The 13,535-nt window shown below is 70.2% G+C and carries 15 protein-coding genes; 6 read left to right on the top strand and 9 right to left on the bottom strand.

Features of this window, described 5'->3' with window-relative positions; genetic code table 11:
- The 3 genes from BMW67_RS09740 (at position 1) to BMW67_RS15715 (ending at position 1,925) form a co-directional block, all read left to right on the top strand.
- Positions 1-810, top strand: coding sequence for a class I SAM-dependent methyltransferase (locus BMW67_RS09740; protein WP_072747339.1), 810 nt, complete (start codon positions 1-3; stop codon positions 808-810).
- The gene (locus tag BMW67_RS09735) at positions 803-1,582 is read left to right on the top strand and encodes a succinate dehydrogenase iron-sulfur subunit (protein WP_072747338.1); all 780 of its coding nucleotides are present in this window, start codon (positions 803-805) and stop codon (positions 1,580-1,582) included. The genes BMW67_RS09740 and BMW67_RS09735 overlap by 8 nt, the downstream gene beginning before the upstream one ends.
- Positions 1,583-1,781: 199 nt before the next feature.
- Complete coding sequence (locus tag BMW67_RS15715; protein ID WP_170258916.1) at positions 1,782-1,925, top strand: hypothetical protein; 144 nt, start codon at positions 1,782-1,784, stop codon at positions 1,923-1,925.
- A 13-nt stretch (positions 1,926-1,938) separates the two neighbouring features.
- On the opposite strand, the gene BMW67_RS09730 is transcribed toward BMW67_RS15715, so the two are convergent.
- Both BMW67_RS09730 and zapE read right to left on the bottom strand, forming a co-directional pair.
- The gene (locus tag BMW67_RS09730) at positions 1,939-2,679 is read right to left on the bottom strand and encodes a DsbA family protein (protein WP_072747337.1); all 741 of its coding nucleotides are present in this window, start codon (positions 2,677-2,679) and stop codon (positions 1,939-1,941) included.
- Positions 2,676-3,791, bottom strand: coding sequence for a cell division protein ZapE (zapE, locus tag BMW67_RS09725; protein ID WP_083581295.1), 1,116 nt, complete (start codon positions 3,789-3,791; stop codon positions 2,676-2,678). The genes BMW67_RS09730 and zapE overlap by 4 nt, the downstream gene beginning before the upstream one ends.
- A gap of 117 nt (positions 3,792-3,908) precedes the next feature.
- Between zapE and BMW67_RS09720 the strand changes: the two genes are divergently transcribed.
- Positions 3,909-5,159 (top strand): MFS transporter, encoded by a 1,251-nt coding sequence (locus BMW67_RS09720; protein ID WP_072747336.1) that lies wholly within the window; start codon positions 3,909-3,911, stop codon positions 5,157-5,159.
- Between the two features lie 86 nt (positions 5,160-5,245).
- On the opposite strand, the gene BMW67_RS09715 is transcribed toward BMW67_RS09720, so the two are convergent.
- From BMW67_RS09715 to BMW67_RS09705, 3 genes are all read right to left on the bottom strand, one after another.
- Positions 5,246-5,452: a cold-shock protein gene (locus tag BMW67_RS09715; RefSeq protein ID WP_072747335.1), complete on the bottom strand. Its 207-nt coding sequence runs from the start codon at positions 5,450-5,452 to the stop codon at positions 5,246-5,248.
- Between the two features lie 183 nt (positions 5,453-5,635).
- Positions 5,636-7,435, bottom strand: coding sequence for a translation elongation factor 4 (lepA, locus tag BMW67_RS09710; protein WP_072747334.1), 1,800 nt, complete (start codon positions 7,433-7,435; stop codon positions 5,636-5,638).
- Between the two features lie 66 nt (positions 7,436-7,501).
- Positions 7,502-8,233, bottom strand: a complete 732-nt coding sequence (locus tag BMW67_RS09705; protein WP_072747333.1) for a hypothetical protein — start codon at positions 8,231-8,233, stop codon at positions 7,502-7,504.
- 143 nt (positions 8,234-8,376) lie between these two features.
- Between BMW67_RS09705 and BMW67_RS09700 the strand changes: the two genes are divergently transcribed.
- The gene (locus tag BMW67_RS09700; protein WP_072747332.1) at positions 8,377-9,090 is read left to right on the top strand and encodes an NAD-dependent deacylase; all 714 of its coding nucleotides are present in this window, start codon (positions 8,377-8,379) and stop codon (positions 9,088-9,090) included.
- 36 nt (positions 9,091-9,126) lie between these two features.
- Here the strand turns inward: BMW67_RS09700 and BMW67_RS09695 are convergent, their stop codons facing one another.
- The 3 genes from BMW67_RS09695 to rpmB all read right to left on the bottom strand — a co-directional run bounded on the left by BMW67_RS09695 (position 9,127) and on the right by rpmB (position 10,422).
- Positions 9,127-9,630 (bottom strand): copper chaperone PCu(A)C, encoded by a 504-nt coding sequence (locus tag BMW67_RS09695; RefSeq protein ID WP_072747331.1) that lies wholly within the window; start codon positions 9,628-9,630, stop codon positions 9,127-9,129.
- 50 nt (positions 9,631-9,680) lie between these two features.
- Positions 9,681-10,025 carry a hypothetical protein gene (locus BMW67_RS09690; protein WP_125459022.1) on the bottom strand — a complete coding sequence of 115 codons (345 nt, stop codon included), beginning with the start codon at positions 10,023-10,025 and terminating at the stop codon, positions 9,681-9,683.
- A 109-nt stretch (positions 10,026-10,134) separates the two neighbouring features.
- Complete coding sequence (gene rpmB, locus BMW67_RS09685) at positions 10,135-10,422, bottom strand: 50S ribosomal protein L28 (protein ID WP_072747329.1); 288 nt, start codon at positions 10,420-10,422, stop codon at positions 10,135-10,137.
- Positions 10,423-10,595: 173 nt separating this feature from the next.
- Here rpmB and BMW67_RS09680 point away from each other — a divergent pair, with 173 nt between their 5' ends.
- Positions 10,596-12,455: a methyl-accepting chemotaxis protein gene (locus BMW67_RS09680; protein ID WP_072747328.1), complete on the top strand. Its 1,860-nt coding sequence runs from the start codon at positions 10,596-10,598 to the stop codon at positions 12,453-12,455.
- Here the strand turns inward: BMW67_RS09680 and meaB are convergent.
- Positions 12,452-13,477: a methylmalonyl Co-A mutase-associated GTPase MeaB gene (gene meaB / locus BMW67_RS09675; protein WP_072747327.1), complete on the bottom strand. Its 1,026-nt coding sequence runs from the start codon at positions 13,475-13,477 to the stop codon at positions 12,452-12,454. The two genes, BMW67_RS09680 and meaB, sit on opposite strands and share 4 nt — an antisense overlap.
- Positions 13,478-13,535: the final 58 nt, after the last annotated feature.

Below are 13,535 nucleotides of genomic sequence, written 5' to 3'. Positions count from 1 at the left end.
ATGAGCGCGCTCGCCGCCAAGGCGCCCGGCACGCCCCTGCGGCGCGACCAGGCCGAGATCGCGCAGGTCCTGGACCTGCGCGCGCGGCGCGCGCTCGAGCATTTCGCGCGGCTGGCGCAGGACGGGCCGGTCCTGTCCTGCCCCATCTGCGGCTATCGGGGGCGCTTTTCGCCGGTGCGGCACAAGCCTTCGGTCTGGTGCCCCTCCTGCGACAGCCGCCCGCGCCACCGGCTCATGCGGCTGTGGCTCGAGACCGACCCGCCGCAGGCGCGCGGCCGGGTGCTGCACTTCGCGGCCGAACCCTGCCTTGCGCCGACCTTGCGCGCGCGCGCCGCGCGCTACGCCCAGGCCGACATCAACGGCCTCTACGAGCTGACGCTCGACATCGAGGCGATCGACCAGCCCGACCAAAGCTGGGACCTGGTCATCGCCAACCATGTGCTCGAGCATGTCGACGACCGCAAGGCGATGGCCGAGCTGTTCCGCATCCTGGCGCCCGGCGGCATTGCGGCGCTGACCGTGCCGCTGGTCGCCGGATGGGAGCGCACGCTGGAGCTGCCCCCCGACGCCTCGGCCGACGAGCGCGCCCTGCGCGCGGGCGATCCCACGCATCTGCGCCTTTACGGGCGCGACTTCGCGGCGCGGCTGCGCGCCGCGGGCTTCGAGGTCTCGACCTTCACCGCGACCGAACCGGCGGTCGGCGATCACGCCCTGCACAGGGGCGAGAGCGTTTTCCTGGCCCGCCGGCCCGGCCCCGACGACGTTTCCCCCGGCCAGGCGCCGGACCCGAAAGGAGCGAAACATGGTTGAATTCGCGCTGCCCAAGAACTCTCGCGTCATGGTGGGCAAGACCTGGCCCAAGCCCGAGGGCGCGAAGAACCTCCGCGCGTTCAAGATCTACCGCTACGATCCCGACAGCGGCCAGAACCCGCGCCTGGACACCTACTGGGTGGACATGGACAGCTGCGGGCCCATGGTTCTGGACGCGCTGATCAAGATCAAGAACGAGATCGACCCGACCCTGACCTTCCGCCGCTCGTGCCGCGAGGGCATCTGCGGCTCTTGCGCCATGAACATCGACGGCATCAACACGCTGGCCTGCATCTACGGGCTGGACGAGATCGAGGGCGAGGTGAAGATCTATCCCCTGCCCCACATGCCCGTCGTCAAGGACCTGGTGCCGGACCTGACGCATTTCTACGCGCAGCACGCGGCGATCATGCCCTGGCTCGAGACCTACACCACGCCGCCCGAGAAGGAGTGGCGCCAGTCGATCGAGGACCGCAAGAAGCTGGACGGGCTTTACGAGTGCGTCATGTGCGCCTCGTGCTCGACCTCGTGCCCCAGCTACTGGTGGAACGGCGACCGCTACATGGGCCCGGCGGCGCTGCTGCACGCCTATCGCTGGCTGGTCGACAGCCGCGACGAGGCCAAGCAGGAGCGGCTGGATTTCCTCGAGGACCCGTTCCGCCTGTATCGCTGCCACACCATCATGAACTGCACGCGGACCTGCCCCAAGGGGCTGAACCCGGCCAAGGCGATCGCCGAGATCAAGAAGATGATGGTCGAGCGCGTGGTCTGACCCGCGCGCCCCTCGGGATGACGGCGCGGCGCCCTCGCAAGGGGGCGCCGTTTTCATGTCCGCCGTTCCTCAGGCCCCCGGTTCAAGAAACAGTATGTCGCGCTGCCAAGCCGATCATGGATGTTGCGCGGCTCACCCCTCGGGTGTATGACAACTGCCATACAAGCCTCAGGAATGAATTGCACCGAGTCGGGGTTCCATGTCTTTCGCCAAGCGTGTTTCGACGATCATCTATCTGCTCGCCGCCGCCGTCCTGTTCGGCGCCATGTTCTTCTCGGACAACCCAAGCGAAGCCAACGGCGTCAACATGGCCGCCGCGCGCGCCCAGCCGCACCCCGAGTGACGCCGCCTCGGAACTAACCCGCGCAGGGATCGGGCAGGCGCCGCGCCGCCTCGATCAGCGCGTCCAGCGCCGCCTCGGACGGTCCGCCCTGCACCACGACGGCGCCGATGACCAGCCCCGGCGTTCCCCGAAAGCCGAAAGCCCGCGCCGCCGCCGCCGCGCGCAGCAAGGCGGCGTCGACCTTCGGCGAGTCCAGCTCGGCCAGCAGGCGCGCGGCGCTGACGCCCCTCTGCGGGGCGATGGCGCGCAGATAGGCCCGGTTCGGCGCGAAGGCGCTGGCAAGCAGCCTTGCGCGCATGGGGGCGTAGGCGCCAAGCTCCCACGCCGCCAGCGCCGCCCGCGCCGCCATGCGCGAAGCCTCGCCCAGCACGGGGTATTCCTGATAGGTCAGCACGATGTCGCCGCGCGCCGCCCGTTTTTCCAGCGCCGCGCCCAGGGCGCGGCACCAGGGGCAGCGATAATCGGTGAAATAGGCGACGTGAACCGCGTCCTTGCCCGGCAGGCCGGCCGCGCGCGGCCCCGTGCGCAGCGCCGCGCAGAGCGCCTCGCCCGATGGCGGGGGCGGCGCGCGGTCAAGGCGCGGCATCGCGACGCTCAGCCCGGCGCCGCCCAGTCCGCGCGGCGCGAAGAACCCCTCGGGCTGCGCCAGGGGCAGCAGCTCGGGCGGCTCGAGCCGTGCTTGCTGGCGCCAGCCCCAGACGGCCAGCAAGACCAGCGCCAGCGCCGCCAGCCATGGCAAGCCGCGCGCGCTCATGTCTCGGGCGGCCAGTCGTCGCTCTGCATCTCGTGCAGGCGCGAGACCGTGCGCTCGAACTCGAAGGCGCCGGCGCCCTCGACGTAAAGCTCTTCGGGCGGGGCCTCGGCCGACATGGCAAGACGCACCCGCCCCTCGTAAAGCGCGTCGATCAACGTCACGAAGCGGCGCGCGGCGTTGGCGTCGGCCGGACCCAGGCGCGGCACGTCGTCCACAAACAGCATGTCGAGCGCCCGCGCCACCGCCAGATAGTCGGCCGGGCCAAGCGGGCGGGCGCACAGATCGGCGAAGGAGGCGCGCGCGATGCGGTCCCGGTGCTGCGGCAGCGTCACTTCGCGCCCGGCGACGGTGAGCGTCAGCGGCGGGGCGGGCCCCTCGCCGGCCATCTCGCGCCATTGCGCATCCATGGCCGCGCGGGCGACCGGGCCAAGCGGCGCGTGATACAGCGTCTGCCCGCGCAGCCTGCCGCGCCGGTGGTCGATCGGGCTTTCGAGGTGATGCAGGTCCAGCCGCTCCTTGATCAGGGCGATGAAGGGCAGGAAGAGCTGACGGTTGAGCCCGTCCTTGTAAAGCTCGTCGGGGTGGCGGTTCGACGTCGCCACCACCACCACCCCGCGCGCGAAAAGCGCCTCGAACAGGCGGCCGACGATCATGGCGTCGGCGATGTCGGTGATCTGAAGCTCGTCGAAGCACAGCAGCGTCGCCTGCGCCGCGATCTTCTGGGCCACATGCGCGATCGGGTCGCGCAGGCCCTCGGCGCGGGCGGCGTTGATGCCGGCGTGCACCTCTTGCATGAAGGCGTGGAAATGCACCCGCCGCTTGGGCGAGACGGGCGCCGTCTCGAAGAACAGGTCCATGAGCATGGACTTGCCCCGCCCCACGCCGCCGTAAAGGTAAAGCCCGTTGAGCGCAGCGCGCTCGTGCCGCGGCTCGCGCCCCCAGCCGAACCAGCCCCGGGCCACGCGGCGCGGGCGCGCGGGCTCGTAGCCGCGCAGGCGCTCGTGCAGGAGCTGCAGCTTCTCGACCGCCAGCTTCTGGGCCGGATCGTCGCGCAGGCGGCCGTCGCGCACAAGGGCGCGGTAGCGGGGCATGGGCGCGGTGGCGTCGGTCATGAAGTCCTCGTCCGAAGGGCGTCGCGCGGCACTGATACGGCGCCCGGGCGCGCAAGTCAGCCATCTTTGGTTTGACAGGGGCGCGCGCGGGCGCCTTTGATGCGGGCGGAGGATGATATGCGAGACTTATCAACAAAGCCTGATCCGCAAGGCGTGATCACGCCCGTTCTGATCGCCGGATGCCTGATCATGATCGTCGGCTTCGGGGTGCGCGCCTCGTTCGGGGTGTTCCAGCTGCCGGTGGCGCAGGAGTTCGGCTGGGCGCGGGCCGAGTTCTCGCTGGCCATCGCGATTCAGAACCTGGCCTGGGGCGTGGGACAGCCGCTGTTCTCGATGATCGCCGAGCGCTGGGGCGACCGGCGGGCGCTGACGCTGGGGGCGCTGTGCTACGCGGTCGGGCTGGCGCTTGCGGCGCAGGCGACCACGCCCGAGGGGCACCAGCTGCTCAACGTCGTGATCGGCTTCGGCGTGGCGGGGCTGGGCTTCGGCGTGATCCTGTCGATGGTCGGGCGCGCGACGCATGAGCGGCGGCGCTCGCTGGCGCTGGGAATCGCCACGGCGGCGGGATCGGCGGGCCAGGTGGTGGGGCCGCCGCTGGCCGAGGCGCTGCTGGGCGTCGCGGGCTGGGACGGAGCGTTCCTGATCTTCGCCGCCGCGGTGTTGGCGACGGTGCTGTTCCTGCCGCTGATCCCGGCCGGCGCGCCGCGCGCGCCCGCCCTCGAGGAGCGGTTCGCGGTCGTCCTGGGCCGGGCGCTGCGCGACCCCTCCTACACGCTGATCTTCCTCGGCTTCTTCTCGTGCGGCTATCAGCTGGCCTTCGTGACGGCGCATTTCCCCGCCTTCGTCGCCGAAAGCTGCGGGCCGATCGACCCGTCGGGCTTTCTGGCGAGCGTGGGCATCGGCGACGCCTCGGCGCTGGGGGCGTGGGCGTTGGCGGTGATCGGGGCGACCAACATCGCCGGCACGCTGCTGGCGGGGCAGCTGGGCGCGCGCTTCTCGCGCAAATACCTGCTTTCGGGGATCTATCTTGCGCGCACCGTGGTCGCCGCCGCCTTCATCATGGCGCCGATGACGCCGCTCAGCGTCATCGCCTTCTCGGTCGCCATGGGCGCGCTGTGGCTGGCGACTGTGCCGCTGACCGCCGGGCTGGTGGGGCATATCTACGGGCTGCGCTACATGGGCACGCTTTACGGGATCGTGTTCTTCAGCCACCAGCTGGGCAGCTTTCTGGGCGTGTGGCTGGGCGGCGCGCTCTATGACCGCTACGGCTCCTACGATCTGGTGTGGTGGATCGGGGTCGGAGTGGGCGCCTTTTCGGCGCTGGTGCATCTTCCGGTGCGCGAGCGCCCCCTGGCCGCCTTCGCCTGACATGCAAAAGGCCCCGCCGTCGCCGGCGGGGCCCTTCGTCTTGTTCGCCTCTGCGCCGCGCGCCCTGGGCGACGCGGCTGCCTTGATCAGGCGAAAGAGACGTTGCCGGCCGAGCTGCGCCCGTCGCGGCCGCGCTCGAGCTCATACTCGATCTTCTGGCCGTCGGCCGGGGCCGACAGACCCGCGCGCTCGAGCGCCGAGACGTGCAGGAACACGTCGTTGCCGCCCGCGTCGGGCTGAATGAAGCCGAAGCCTTTGGTGGAGTTGAACCATTTCACGGTGCCGGTGGCCATGTCGCCAATCCTTCGCATTGTCGCCGCGCGCGGAATGCCGCGGCTGTGGCTGGTCAGTCTCAAGACGCCAGCAGCAGTCGAAGGACAGTCACCGTAGTCAGTCAGAGATAGATCGCAGGGCGCTTGTGCCCCGAATCGGGCGCCGACGCAAGCCGTGATTTCGCAAATGCGAAAAAAGGCGCGTCAGTCGTCCATCTTGAGCGCGTTGATGAAGGCTTCCTGCGGGATGTCCACCTTGCCGAACTGGCGCATGCGCTTCTTGCCCGCCTTCTGCTTTTCCAGAAGCTTGCGCTTGCGCGTCACGTCGCCGCCATAGCACTTGGCGGTCACGTCCTTGCGCAGGGCCGAGATGGTCTCGCGCGCGATGATGCGCCCGCCGATCGCCGCCTGGATCGGGATCTTGAACATGTGCTGGGGGATCAGCTCCTTGAGCTTCTCGCACATGGCGCGGCCGCGCGCCTCGGCGCGGGCGCGATGCACCATGGTGGACAGCGCGTCGACGGGCTCGTCGTTCACGAGGATCTGCATCTTGACCAGATTGTCCTCGCGATAGCCGATCAGCTGGTAGTCGAAGCTGGCGTAGCCCTTGGTGACCGATTTGAGGCGGTCGTAGAAGTCGAACACCACCTCGTTCAGCGGCAGGTCGTAGACCACCATGGCGCGGCTGCCCGCATAGGTCAGATCCAGCTGGATGCCGCGCCGATCCTGGCACAGCTTGAGCACGTCGCCCAGATATTCGTCCGGCACGAGGATGGTGGCCTTGATGCGCGGCTCCTCGATGCGGGCGACCTTGACCGGGTCGGGCATGTCGGCGGGGTTGTGCAGCTCGATCATCGTGCCGTCGGTCTTGTAGACGTGGTAGATGACCGAGGGCGCGGTGGTGATCAGGTCGATGTCGAACTCGCGCTCGAGCCGCTCGCGCACGACCTCGAGATGCAAAAGCCCGAGAAAGCCGCAGCGAAAGCCGAAGCCCAGCGCGGCCGAGGTTTCCATCTCGTAGGTGAAGGAGGCGTCGTTGAGCGCCAGCTTCTCGATCGCGCTGCGCAGATCCTCGAAATCGTTGCTGTCGACGGGGAACAGGCCGCAGAACACCACCGGCTGGGCGGGCTTGAAGCCTGGCAGCGGCTCGGCGCAGGGGCGCTTTTCATGGGTGATGGTGTCGCCCACGCGCGTGTCGCGCACCTGCTTGATCGAGGCGGTCAGATAGCCGATCTCGCCCGGCCCCAGCTCTTCGACCGGCTGCATCGAGGGGGAGAACACGCCGATTCGGTCCACCGCGTAGCTGGCCTTGGTGGACATCATGCGGATGCGGTCGCCCTTCTTCAGCACGCCGTCGACGATGCGCACCAGCACGACCACGCCCAGATAGGCGTCATACCAGCTGTCCACCAGCATGGCCTTGAGCGGCGCGTCGCGATCGCCCTTGGGCGCGGGCAGGCGCGTCACGATGGCCTCGAGCACCTTGTCCACGCCAAGCCCCGTCTTGGCCGAGATCTCGACCGCGTCCGAGGCGTCGATGCCGATCACGTCCTCGATCTGCTCCTTCACGCGCTCGGGCTCGGCGGCGGGCAGGTCGATCTTGTTGAGGACGGGCACGATCTCGTGCCCCGCGTCGATGGCCTGGTAGACGTTGGCCAGGGTCTGCGCCTCGACGCCCTGGCTGGCGTCGACCACCAGCAGCGAGCCCTCGACCGCCCGCATCGAGCGCGAGACCTCGTAGGCGAAGTCCACATGGCCGGGCGTGTCGATCAGGTTGAGCACATAGGTCTCGCCATCCTGCGCCGTGTAGTTCAGGCGCACCGTGTTGGCCTTGATGGTGATTCCGCGCTCGCGCTCGAGCTCCATCGAGTCGAGCACCTGCTCCTTCATCTCGCGCTCGGACAAGGCGCCCGTCAGCTGGATCAGACGGTCGGCCAGCGTGGATTTGCCGTGGTCGATATGCGCCACGATCGAGAAGTTGCGGATCTTCGAGAGCTCGGTCATGGCGCGCTTATGCAACCGCCCCGAGGGGGCGTCAAGCGCCCGCCCGCCGCCGCCCTTGCGCGCAGCTCACGCGCCGGTCCGGGGCAGCCGCGGCGCCGCCGGCGCCGATCGCCGCCCGCCGCGCCCGCGCAGCGCCAGGCCCGCCAGCGCCGCCGCCAGCAGCCCCGCCGCCCCCGACAGCGGCACGGCGCCGAGCGGAGCGGAAACCAGCGCCGCGCGCATCGCGCTCGGCCCGTTGACGCCGCTGCGCAGGACGCATTCGGGCGGAAGGCGCAGATCGTCGCATTCCTCGTAAAGATAGCTCTCGCTCGCCTCGAACAGAAGCTCGGGCGCGCCGATCTGCGCGGGCGCGAAGATCAGGAACAGCGCATTGTCGAGATCGCTGCGCCCGTCGGAGGGATCGAGGTCCAGCCTGTCGTCCGTCAGGACCACGATGCGCAGCGCCGGATCGAACGGATGGGGCAGCACCGCATGAGAGTCGCGCAGCGTCACATCTCCCAACACGGGGTGCGAAACCGTCCGGGTCTGTCCGCGCAGGTAGTCGGCCTCGCGCCAGACCGCGCCTGCGGGCCCCGGCAGGAACGAGGTCAGCGCGTAATCGGCGACCATCGTCGCGTCGTCGCCCGAATCGTCCAGAGCCAGCGTCCCGCGCAAGGTTCCGCCGGGGCTGCCGGGGTCCATGCCCGCCTGCGGGTTCGAGAAGGCGTCGAAGACGTGGTCGAAGCCATAGACGAAGGTCGCCGCGGCGGCGCCCTGGCTCCACGCCAGCAGCGCCGCGGCGGCAAGACGGACGAACATCGCGAAACCTCTTTGAAAATGGGCGAAAGGGCGAAAACGGGTCAATTTTGCCTCAAGCCGGATGAACGGCGGCCGAACCCCTCTAGCCCCACGCGCCGCGCCAAGGCATTCTGACGCCGCTCAGCGCTTCACGGAGCCGACGCATGACGCAGGACGAACCTTCGATCGTCATCCTGACCGGGGCCGGACTCTCGGCGGAATCGGGGCTTGGCACGTTCCGCGACGCAGGCGGGCTGTGGACGCAGGTCCGGCTCGAGGACGTCGCCACCCCCGAGGGCTTCGCCCGCGACCCCGAGCGCGTTCTGGCCTTCTACAACGCCCGCCGCGAGAATTGCCGCGCCGCGCAGCCCAACCCCGCGCACCGCGCGCTGGCGCGGCTGCAGCGGGCGCGGCCGGGCGCTGCGCTGATCGTCACGCAGAATGTCGACGATCTGCACGAGCGCGCCGGCTCGCCGCCCGCCGAGGTGCTGCACATGCACGGGCGCCTCGACCGCACGCTGTGCAACTTCTGCCGCCACGCCTTCGACGACGACGCGCCGCTTTCGACCGCGCGCGGCTGCCCGGCCTGCGGCGTCCAGGCGCTGCGCCCCGACGTGGTCTGGTTCGGCGAGGTCCCCTACCACCTCGAGCGCATCTTCGCCGCGTTGGAGCGCTGCGATCTGTTCGTGTCCATCGGCACCTCGGGCGAGGTCCACCCCGCCGCGGGCTTCGTCGCCCATGCCCGCGCCGCGGGGGCGCGGACGCTCGAGCTCAATCTCGAGCCGTCCGCCGGCGCGCGCCTGTTCGACAAGGCCGTTCACGGCCCGGCGTCCCGCATCGTGCCCAAATGGGTGGCCGAAACGCTGGGCGAGAGCTGAAAGGGGGGCGCGCCGGCTTCGGCGCGCCCCGGCCGGTCATTGCGCGGCGGCGCCGTGCCCGTCCGTCTTGCCATGCATGTGGCCATGGCCCATCTGCGCGCCGCCATGACCGGCGGCCCGGCGCGCATTGTCCACGGGAACCTGCAGGGCCATCTCGCCCGCGCGCTCGAAGACCAGGGTCAGCGGAATTTCGCGCCCGTCCTCGAACGGCGTCGTCAGCCCCATGAACATCACATGCAGCCCGCCGCGCTGCAGCGCCACGCGGCCGCCTGCGGGAACGGGAATGCCGCCCTCGACCGGGCGCATCCGCGCCACCCCGTCCGCGATGACATGGGTGTGCAGCTCGACCTTGCGCGCGGCGGGCGAGCGCGCCGCCACAAGCCGATCGTCGGCCGCGCCATGGTTCTCGATCACCATGAACGCCGCGCCGTTCTTCTGGTTCGAGCTGCGCGCATAGGCGTCGCGCACCGCGATGTCGCCGGCCTGCGCGGCGCCGACCCCGGCGACCAGCGCCGCGGCGGCAAGAAGTCTTCCAAACATGCTTTTCATCCTTCGATCCGTTTCACCTTCGTCCTTCGCGCCGTCGCGCGTCAGATCGAGGCCGGCGGATCGCGCGCGCACGGGCTGCGCGCGGCGGATCGGGGCCGCCGCGGCCCTTCGGCGGGCGGCGCCGCATGCAGAAGGGTCAGCGTCGGTCGCGGCGGCGGCGCGGATGCGGCCGGAAGGGCGGGAATCAGACAGCAGGACAGGCAGTGCGCGCAGCCCTGCTCGGGGGTCTGGCCCGGGATCAGCGGCGCGCTCGCGCCCGAGGCGCCGCAGATCTGACCGCGCAGGACCGCCGCAGGCGGCTGCGCAGCCGCCGCCACTGCGGCGTGCAGCGACAGGCTTGCCAGCAGCAAGGCCCGAAGCAGCGTCATGGCCAGGAGCGATCTCATGCCGGCACCCTGCCGCGCCGCCCGCGGGCGGGGAATGAGGCGCATCCGCGCAGCGCAACGGGGCCGCCGCGTCCCCGCGACGGCCCCGTTCGCGATGCGAATCGGCGCATCAGGCCGAAGCCTGAGCCTTTTCGATCTCGCGCTTGACCTTGAGCGCCCGCGGCGACAGCTCCTCGTCGCGCGCCTTGATGAGGAAGGCGTCGAGCCCCCCGCGGTGATCGACCGTGCGCAGCGCCGAGGCGGCGATGCGGAACTTGAAGGCGCGCCCGAGCGCCTCGCTCATCAGCGTCACCTCGTTGAGGTTGGGCAGATAGCGGCGGCGGGTCTTGATGTTCGAGTGGCTGACGCGGTTGCCGGTCAGAACACCCTTGCCGGTCAGCTCGCAACGACGAGACATAGCTTCGACCTCGATTCCAGAACGTGAAGGTGCGCGCCGCCCAGGCGAACGCGGCGAATTCGGAGCCGCGTCTATAAGCCCTTCGCGCCGGAAGGTCAACCGGACCCGGCCTCGAACGCATTTACGACGTATCAACCGTTTGCGCGCAACCTGCGCGCATGAAGCAGCTTGGCATGACATCAGGGCCGGGTCCCGGCCACGCCGCAGCCCTGTTCGCGACCGTCGGCGCGCTTGGCGCCGCCGCCGCGCTCGGGGGCGGCCTTCCCGCGGCGGTCGGCGCCGCTGCGCTCTCGGCCCTCGGGGCGGGAGCATCCCTGTGGAAAGGACTCCGGCGCCCGCCGGCCGAGGCCGAGTCCGAAGCGGCGCCGCCGACCGAGGCCGAGGCCGCGGCCGAGGCCGAGCGACAGGCGATCATCGACCAGCGCGAGCGCGACGCCGCGGCCCGGCGCGAGGCGTTCAAGCTTTGCTTCGATCGCTTCGGCGCCGGCGACCTGACCGCCCGCATGCCCGAACACCCAGGCGATTCGGTCGCGAAGACCGTGAACGCCGGGCTCGCCTCCGCCCAGGTCGCCATCGACGAAATCCTCGCCTTGTGCGAGCTGATGGCGATCGGCGATCTCTCGACCCCCGCCAATGGCGAGTATTCCGGCGACCTCAAGCGCCTCAAGGAAGGCGTCAACGCCATTCGGGAAGGGCTTCGCGACATCGTGCAGGGCGCGCTGCGCTCTGTCGACGCCATGCATGTCCAAAGCGCCGCCATCCGCGATACCGCGGCGGACATCCTTGCCAACGTCGATTCGCAAACCCGCGCGCTCGAAGGCGCCGACGGCGCGGTCAACAGCGTCTCGCGCGAGGTCGACGGCGTGAACGCGGCGGTCGCCGCCGTGGTCGAGGAAACGCGCAAGGTCTCGGAAATCGCCGCGTCGGGCAAGGACGTCGCCGCCGAAGCCGAGGCTGCGATCACCCGCCTCGTGGGCAACTCGCGCGAGATCGCGCGGTTCCTCGACGACATCAACGCCATCGCCCAGCAGACGAACCTGCTCGCCATCAACGCCGCCGTCGAAGCGGCGCGCGCCGGCGATGCGGGCCGCGGCTTCGCCGTCGTCAGCGCCGAGGTGCAGGCCCTGGCGAACCGCTCCGCCAAGGCGGCCGCGGACATCAAGGCCATCGTCGGCCGGTCGAACGAAGCGGTCGACGACTGCGCCCGCCAGGTCAACGAATGCTCCGCCGTTCTCGATCGCGTCATGGAAGGCGCCCGCGCCTCGGAAAACGCCACTCACGGCATCCTTTCGGCCTGCGACAGGCAACGGCAGGCGATCGAGGCGGTGCAGACCGAGTTTTCGACCCTGCGCAAGACGGCGCGCGAAGGCGCAACGCTGTCGCGGCGCTCGGAGGAAGCCGCGCGCGATCTCGACGCCGTCACCGCCGCGCTGCAGGATCAGCTCGCGCGGTTCCGCCTCGACGACGAAGAGATGGCGCGCGAGGTCGAACAGCGCGCGGCGCTGGTCTCGAAGGCGTTCGAAGAGGGCGTGCGCGCCGGCAAGATCACCATGGAGGAGCTTTTCTCGGACAGCTACGAGCGCATCCCCGGCGTCGAGCCCGCGCAATACATGGCGCCCTTCACCCGCTTCACGGACGAGGTCCTGCCGCCCATCCTGGAGAGCGCGCTCGAGATCGACGATGGCGTGGTGTTCTGCGCGGCCGTGAACCGCGACGGCTATCTGCCGACCCACAACCGGAAGTTCTCCAAGACCCCCGGAGACGATCCGGTCTGGAACGCGGCCAATGCGCGCAACCGTCGCTTCTTCAACGATCGCGTCGGCCTGGCCGCGGGACGCTCGACGGCGCCCCACCTTCTTCAGGCCTACCGCCGCGACATGGGTGGCGGAAACTACGTCGCGATGAAGGATGTGAGCGCGCCGATCTACGTCCATGGCCGCCATTGGGGCGGGCTGCGCATCGGCTACAAGCCGCGGATGCTTGCCGCCCACGCCGGAAAGAGGAGCGATGCGCGCAGAACCCGGGCGGCCTAGCCGCCCGGCGTCGCCGCGCCGAACAGGTCCAGCGCCGCCGTCGCCGCGACCTCGGGCGGAAGCCGGCCCTCGGCGACCTCCCGCTCGAGCCCGGGCATCCGCGCCGAAACCCGCGGCGACGACGCAAAGCGCTCGAACAGCCCGGCGCGGATCTCCTGCCACATCCAGCCCACGGCCTGCTCGCGCCTGCGCGCCTCGAGAACGCCCGCGCTGCGCCGCCACTCGAACAGGGCCGTCATCTCGGCCCAGACTTCGGCCAAACCGTCGGCTCTGAGCGCGGAAACCGCCATGGCCTTGGGAAAGCCCTCGGGGTCCTGCGGACGGCGGCGCATCAGGCGAAGCGCGCCGGCATAGTCGGCGCGGGTGCGCTCGGCCGCGGCTCGAAGGTCTCCGTCGGCCTTGTTCACAAGGATCAGATCGCAGATCTCCATGATGCCGCGCTTGACCCCCTGAAGCTCATCGCCGCCGCCAGGCGCCAGAAGCAGCGCGAAGATGTCGGTCATGTCGGCGACCATCGTCTCGGACTGCCCCACGCCGACGGTCTCGACCAGCACCACGTCGAAGCCCGCGGCCTCGCAAAGCAGGATCGTCTCGCGCGTTCGACGCGCCACCCCGCCCAGCTCGGCCCGGCTGGGCGAAGGCCGGATGAACGCCTCGGGCCGGCGCGAAAGCCTTTCCATCCGCGTCTTGTCGCCCAGAATCGACCCCCCGGTGCGGGCCGACGACGGATCGACCGCGAGGACCGCCACTTTCAGCCCCCTCTCGACCAGCATCATGCCGAAGCTTTCGATGAAGGTCGACTTGCCGACCCCGGGCGTGCCCGACAGCCCTATCCGCATGGCGCTTCCCGCCTTGGGATAGAGGCGCGAGACCAACGCCAGCGCCGCGCGCCGGTGATCGGCGCGGGTCGACTCCACCAGCGTGATCGCACGCGCCAGGGCGCGCCGGTCGCCGGCCTCCAGTCTGGACGCCAGCTCGTCGGCAAGGGCTTCGGAATCTGCGGTCGGGCGGGGCTCGGTCATCGGCTTCCTCTGCGACGGCGGTCTGGACACCGGCTCTGTAGCGCATAAGTAAACGCCG

This window comes from Oceanicella actignis (genome assembly GCF_900111545.1).
Taxonomy (GTDB): domain Bacteria; phylum Pseudomonadota; class Alphaproteobacteria; order Rhodobacterales; family Rhodobacteraceae; genus Oceanicella; species Oceanicella actignis.
Note: the sequence above shows the minus strand (reverse complement) of the source record. Positions and strands in the feature narration are given on the sequence as shown.

What these genes read in the sequence shown, in the direction of transcription:
- BMW67_RS09690 (WP_125459022.1), bottom strand. Translation starts at nt 10,025, where the DNA reads ATGAGATCGCTCCTGGCCATGACGCTGCTTCGGGCCTTGCTGCTGGCA.
- zapE (WP_083581295.1), bottom strand. Translation starts at nt 3,791, where the DNA reads ATGACCGACGCCACCGCGCCCATGCCCCGCTACCGCGCCCTTGTGCGC.
- rpmB (WP_072747329.1), bottom strand. Translation starts at nt 10,422, where the DNA reads ATGTCTCGTCGTTGCGAGCTGACCGGCAAGGGTGTTCTGACCGGCAAC.
- BMW67_RS09715 (WP_072747335.1), bottom strand. Translation starts at nt 5,452, where the DNA reads ATGGCCACCGGCACCGTGAAATGGTTCAACTCCACCAAAGGCTTCGGC.
- BMW67_RS09735 (WP_072747338.1), top strand. Translation starts at nt 803, where the DNA reads ATGGTTGAATTCGCGCTGCCCAAGAACTCTCGCGTCATGGTGGGCAAG.
- BMW67_RS09720 (WP_072747336.1), top strand. Translation starts at nt 3,909, where the DNA reads ATGCGAGACTTATCAACAAAGCCTGATCCGCAAGGCGTGATCACGCCC.
- lepA (WP_072747334.1), bottom strand. Translation starts at nt 7,435, where the DNA reads ATGACCGAGCTCTCGAAGATCCGCAACTTCTCGATCGTGGCGCATATC.
- BMW67_RS09705 (WP_072747333.1), bottom strand. Translation starts at nt 8,233, where the DNA reads ATGTTCGTCCGTCTTGCCGCCGCGGCGCTGCTGGCGTGGAGCCAGGGC.
- BMW67_RS09680 (WP_072747328.1), top strand. Translation starts at nt 10,596, where the DNA reads ATGACATCAGGGCCGGGTCCCGGCCACGCCGCAGCCCTGTTCGCGACC.
- BMW67_RS09695 (WP_072747331.1), bottom strand. Translation starts at nt 9,630, where the DNA reads ATGTTTGGAAGACTTCTTGCCGCCGCGGCGCTGGTCGCCGGGGTCGGC.
- BMW67_RS09700 (WP_072747332.1), top strand. Translation starts at nt 8,377, where the DNA reads ATGACGCAGGACGAACCTTCGATCGTCATCCTGACCGGGGCCGGACTC.
- BMW67_RS09730 (WP_072747337.1), bottom strand. Translation starts at nt 2,679, where the DNA reads ATGAGCGCGCGCGGCTTGCCATGGCTGGCGGCGCTGGCGCTGGTCTTG.
- BMW67_RS09740 (WP_072747339.1), top strand. Translation starts at nt 1, where the DNA reads ATGAGCGCGCTCGCCGCCAAGGCGCCCGGCACGCCCCTGCGGCGCGAC.
- meaB (WP_072747327.1), bottom strand. Translation starts at nt 13,477, where the DNA reads ATGACCGAGCCCCGCCCGACCGCAGATTCCGAAGCCCTTGCCGACGAG.
- BMW67_RS15715 (WP_170258916.1), top strand. Translation starts at nt 1,782, where the DNA reads ATGTCTTTCGCCAAGCGTGTTTCGACGATCATCTATCTGCTCGCCGCC.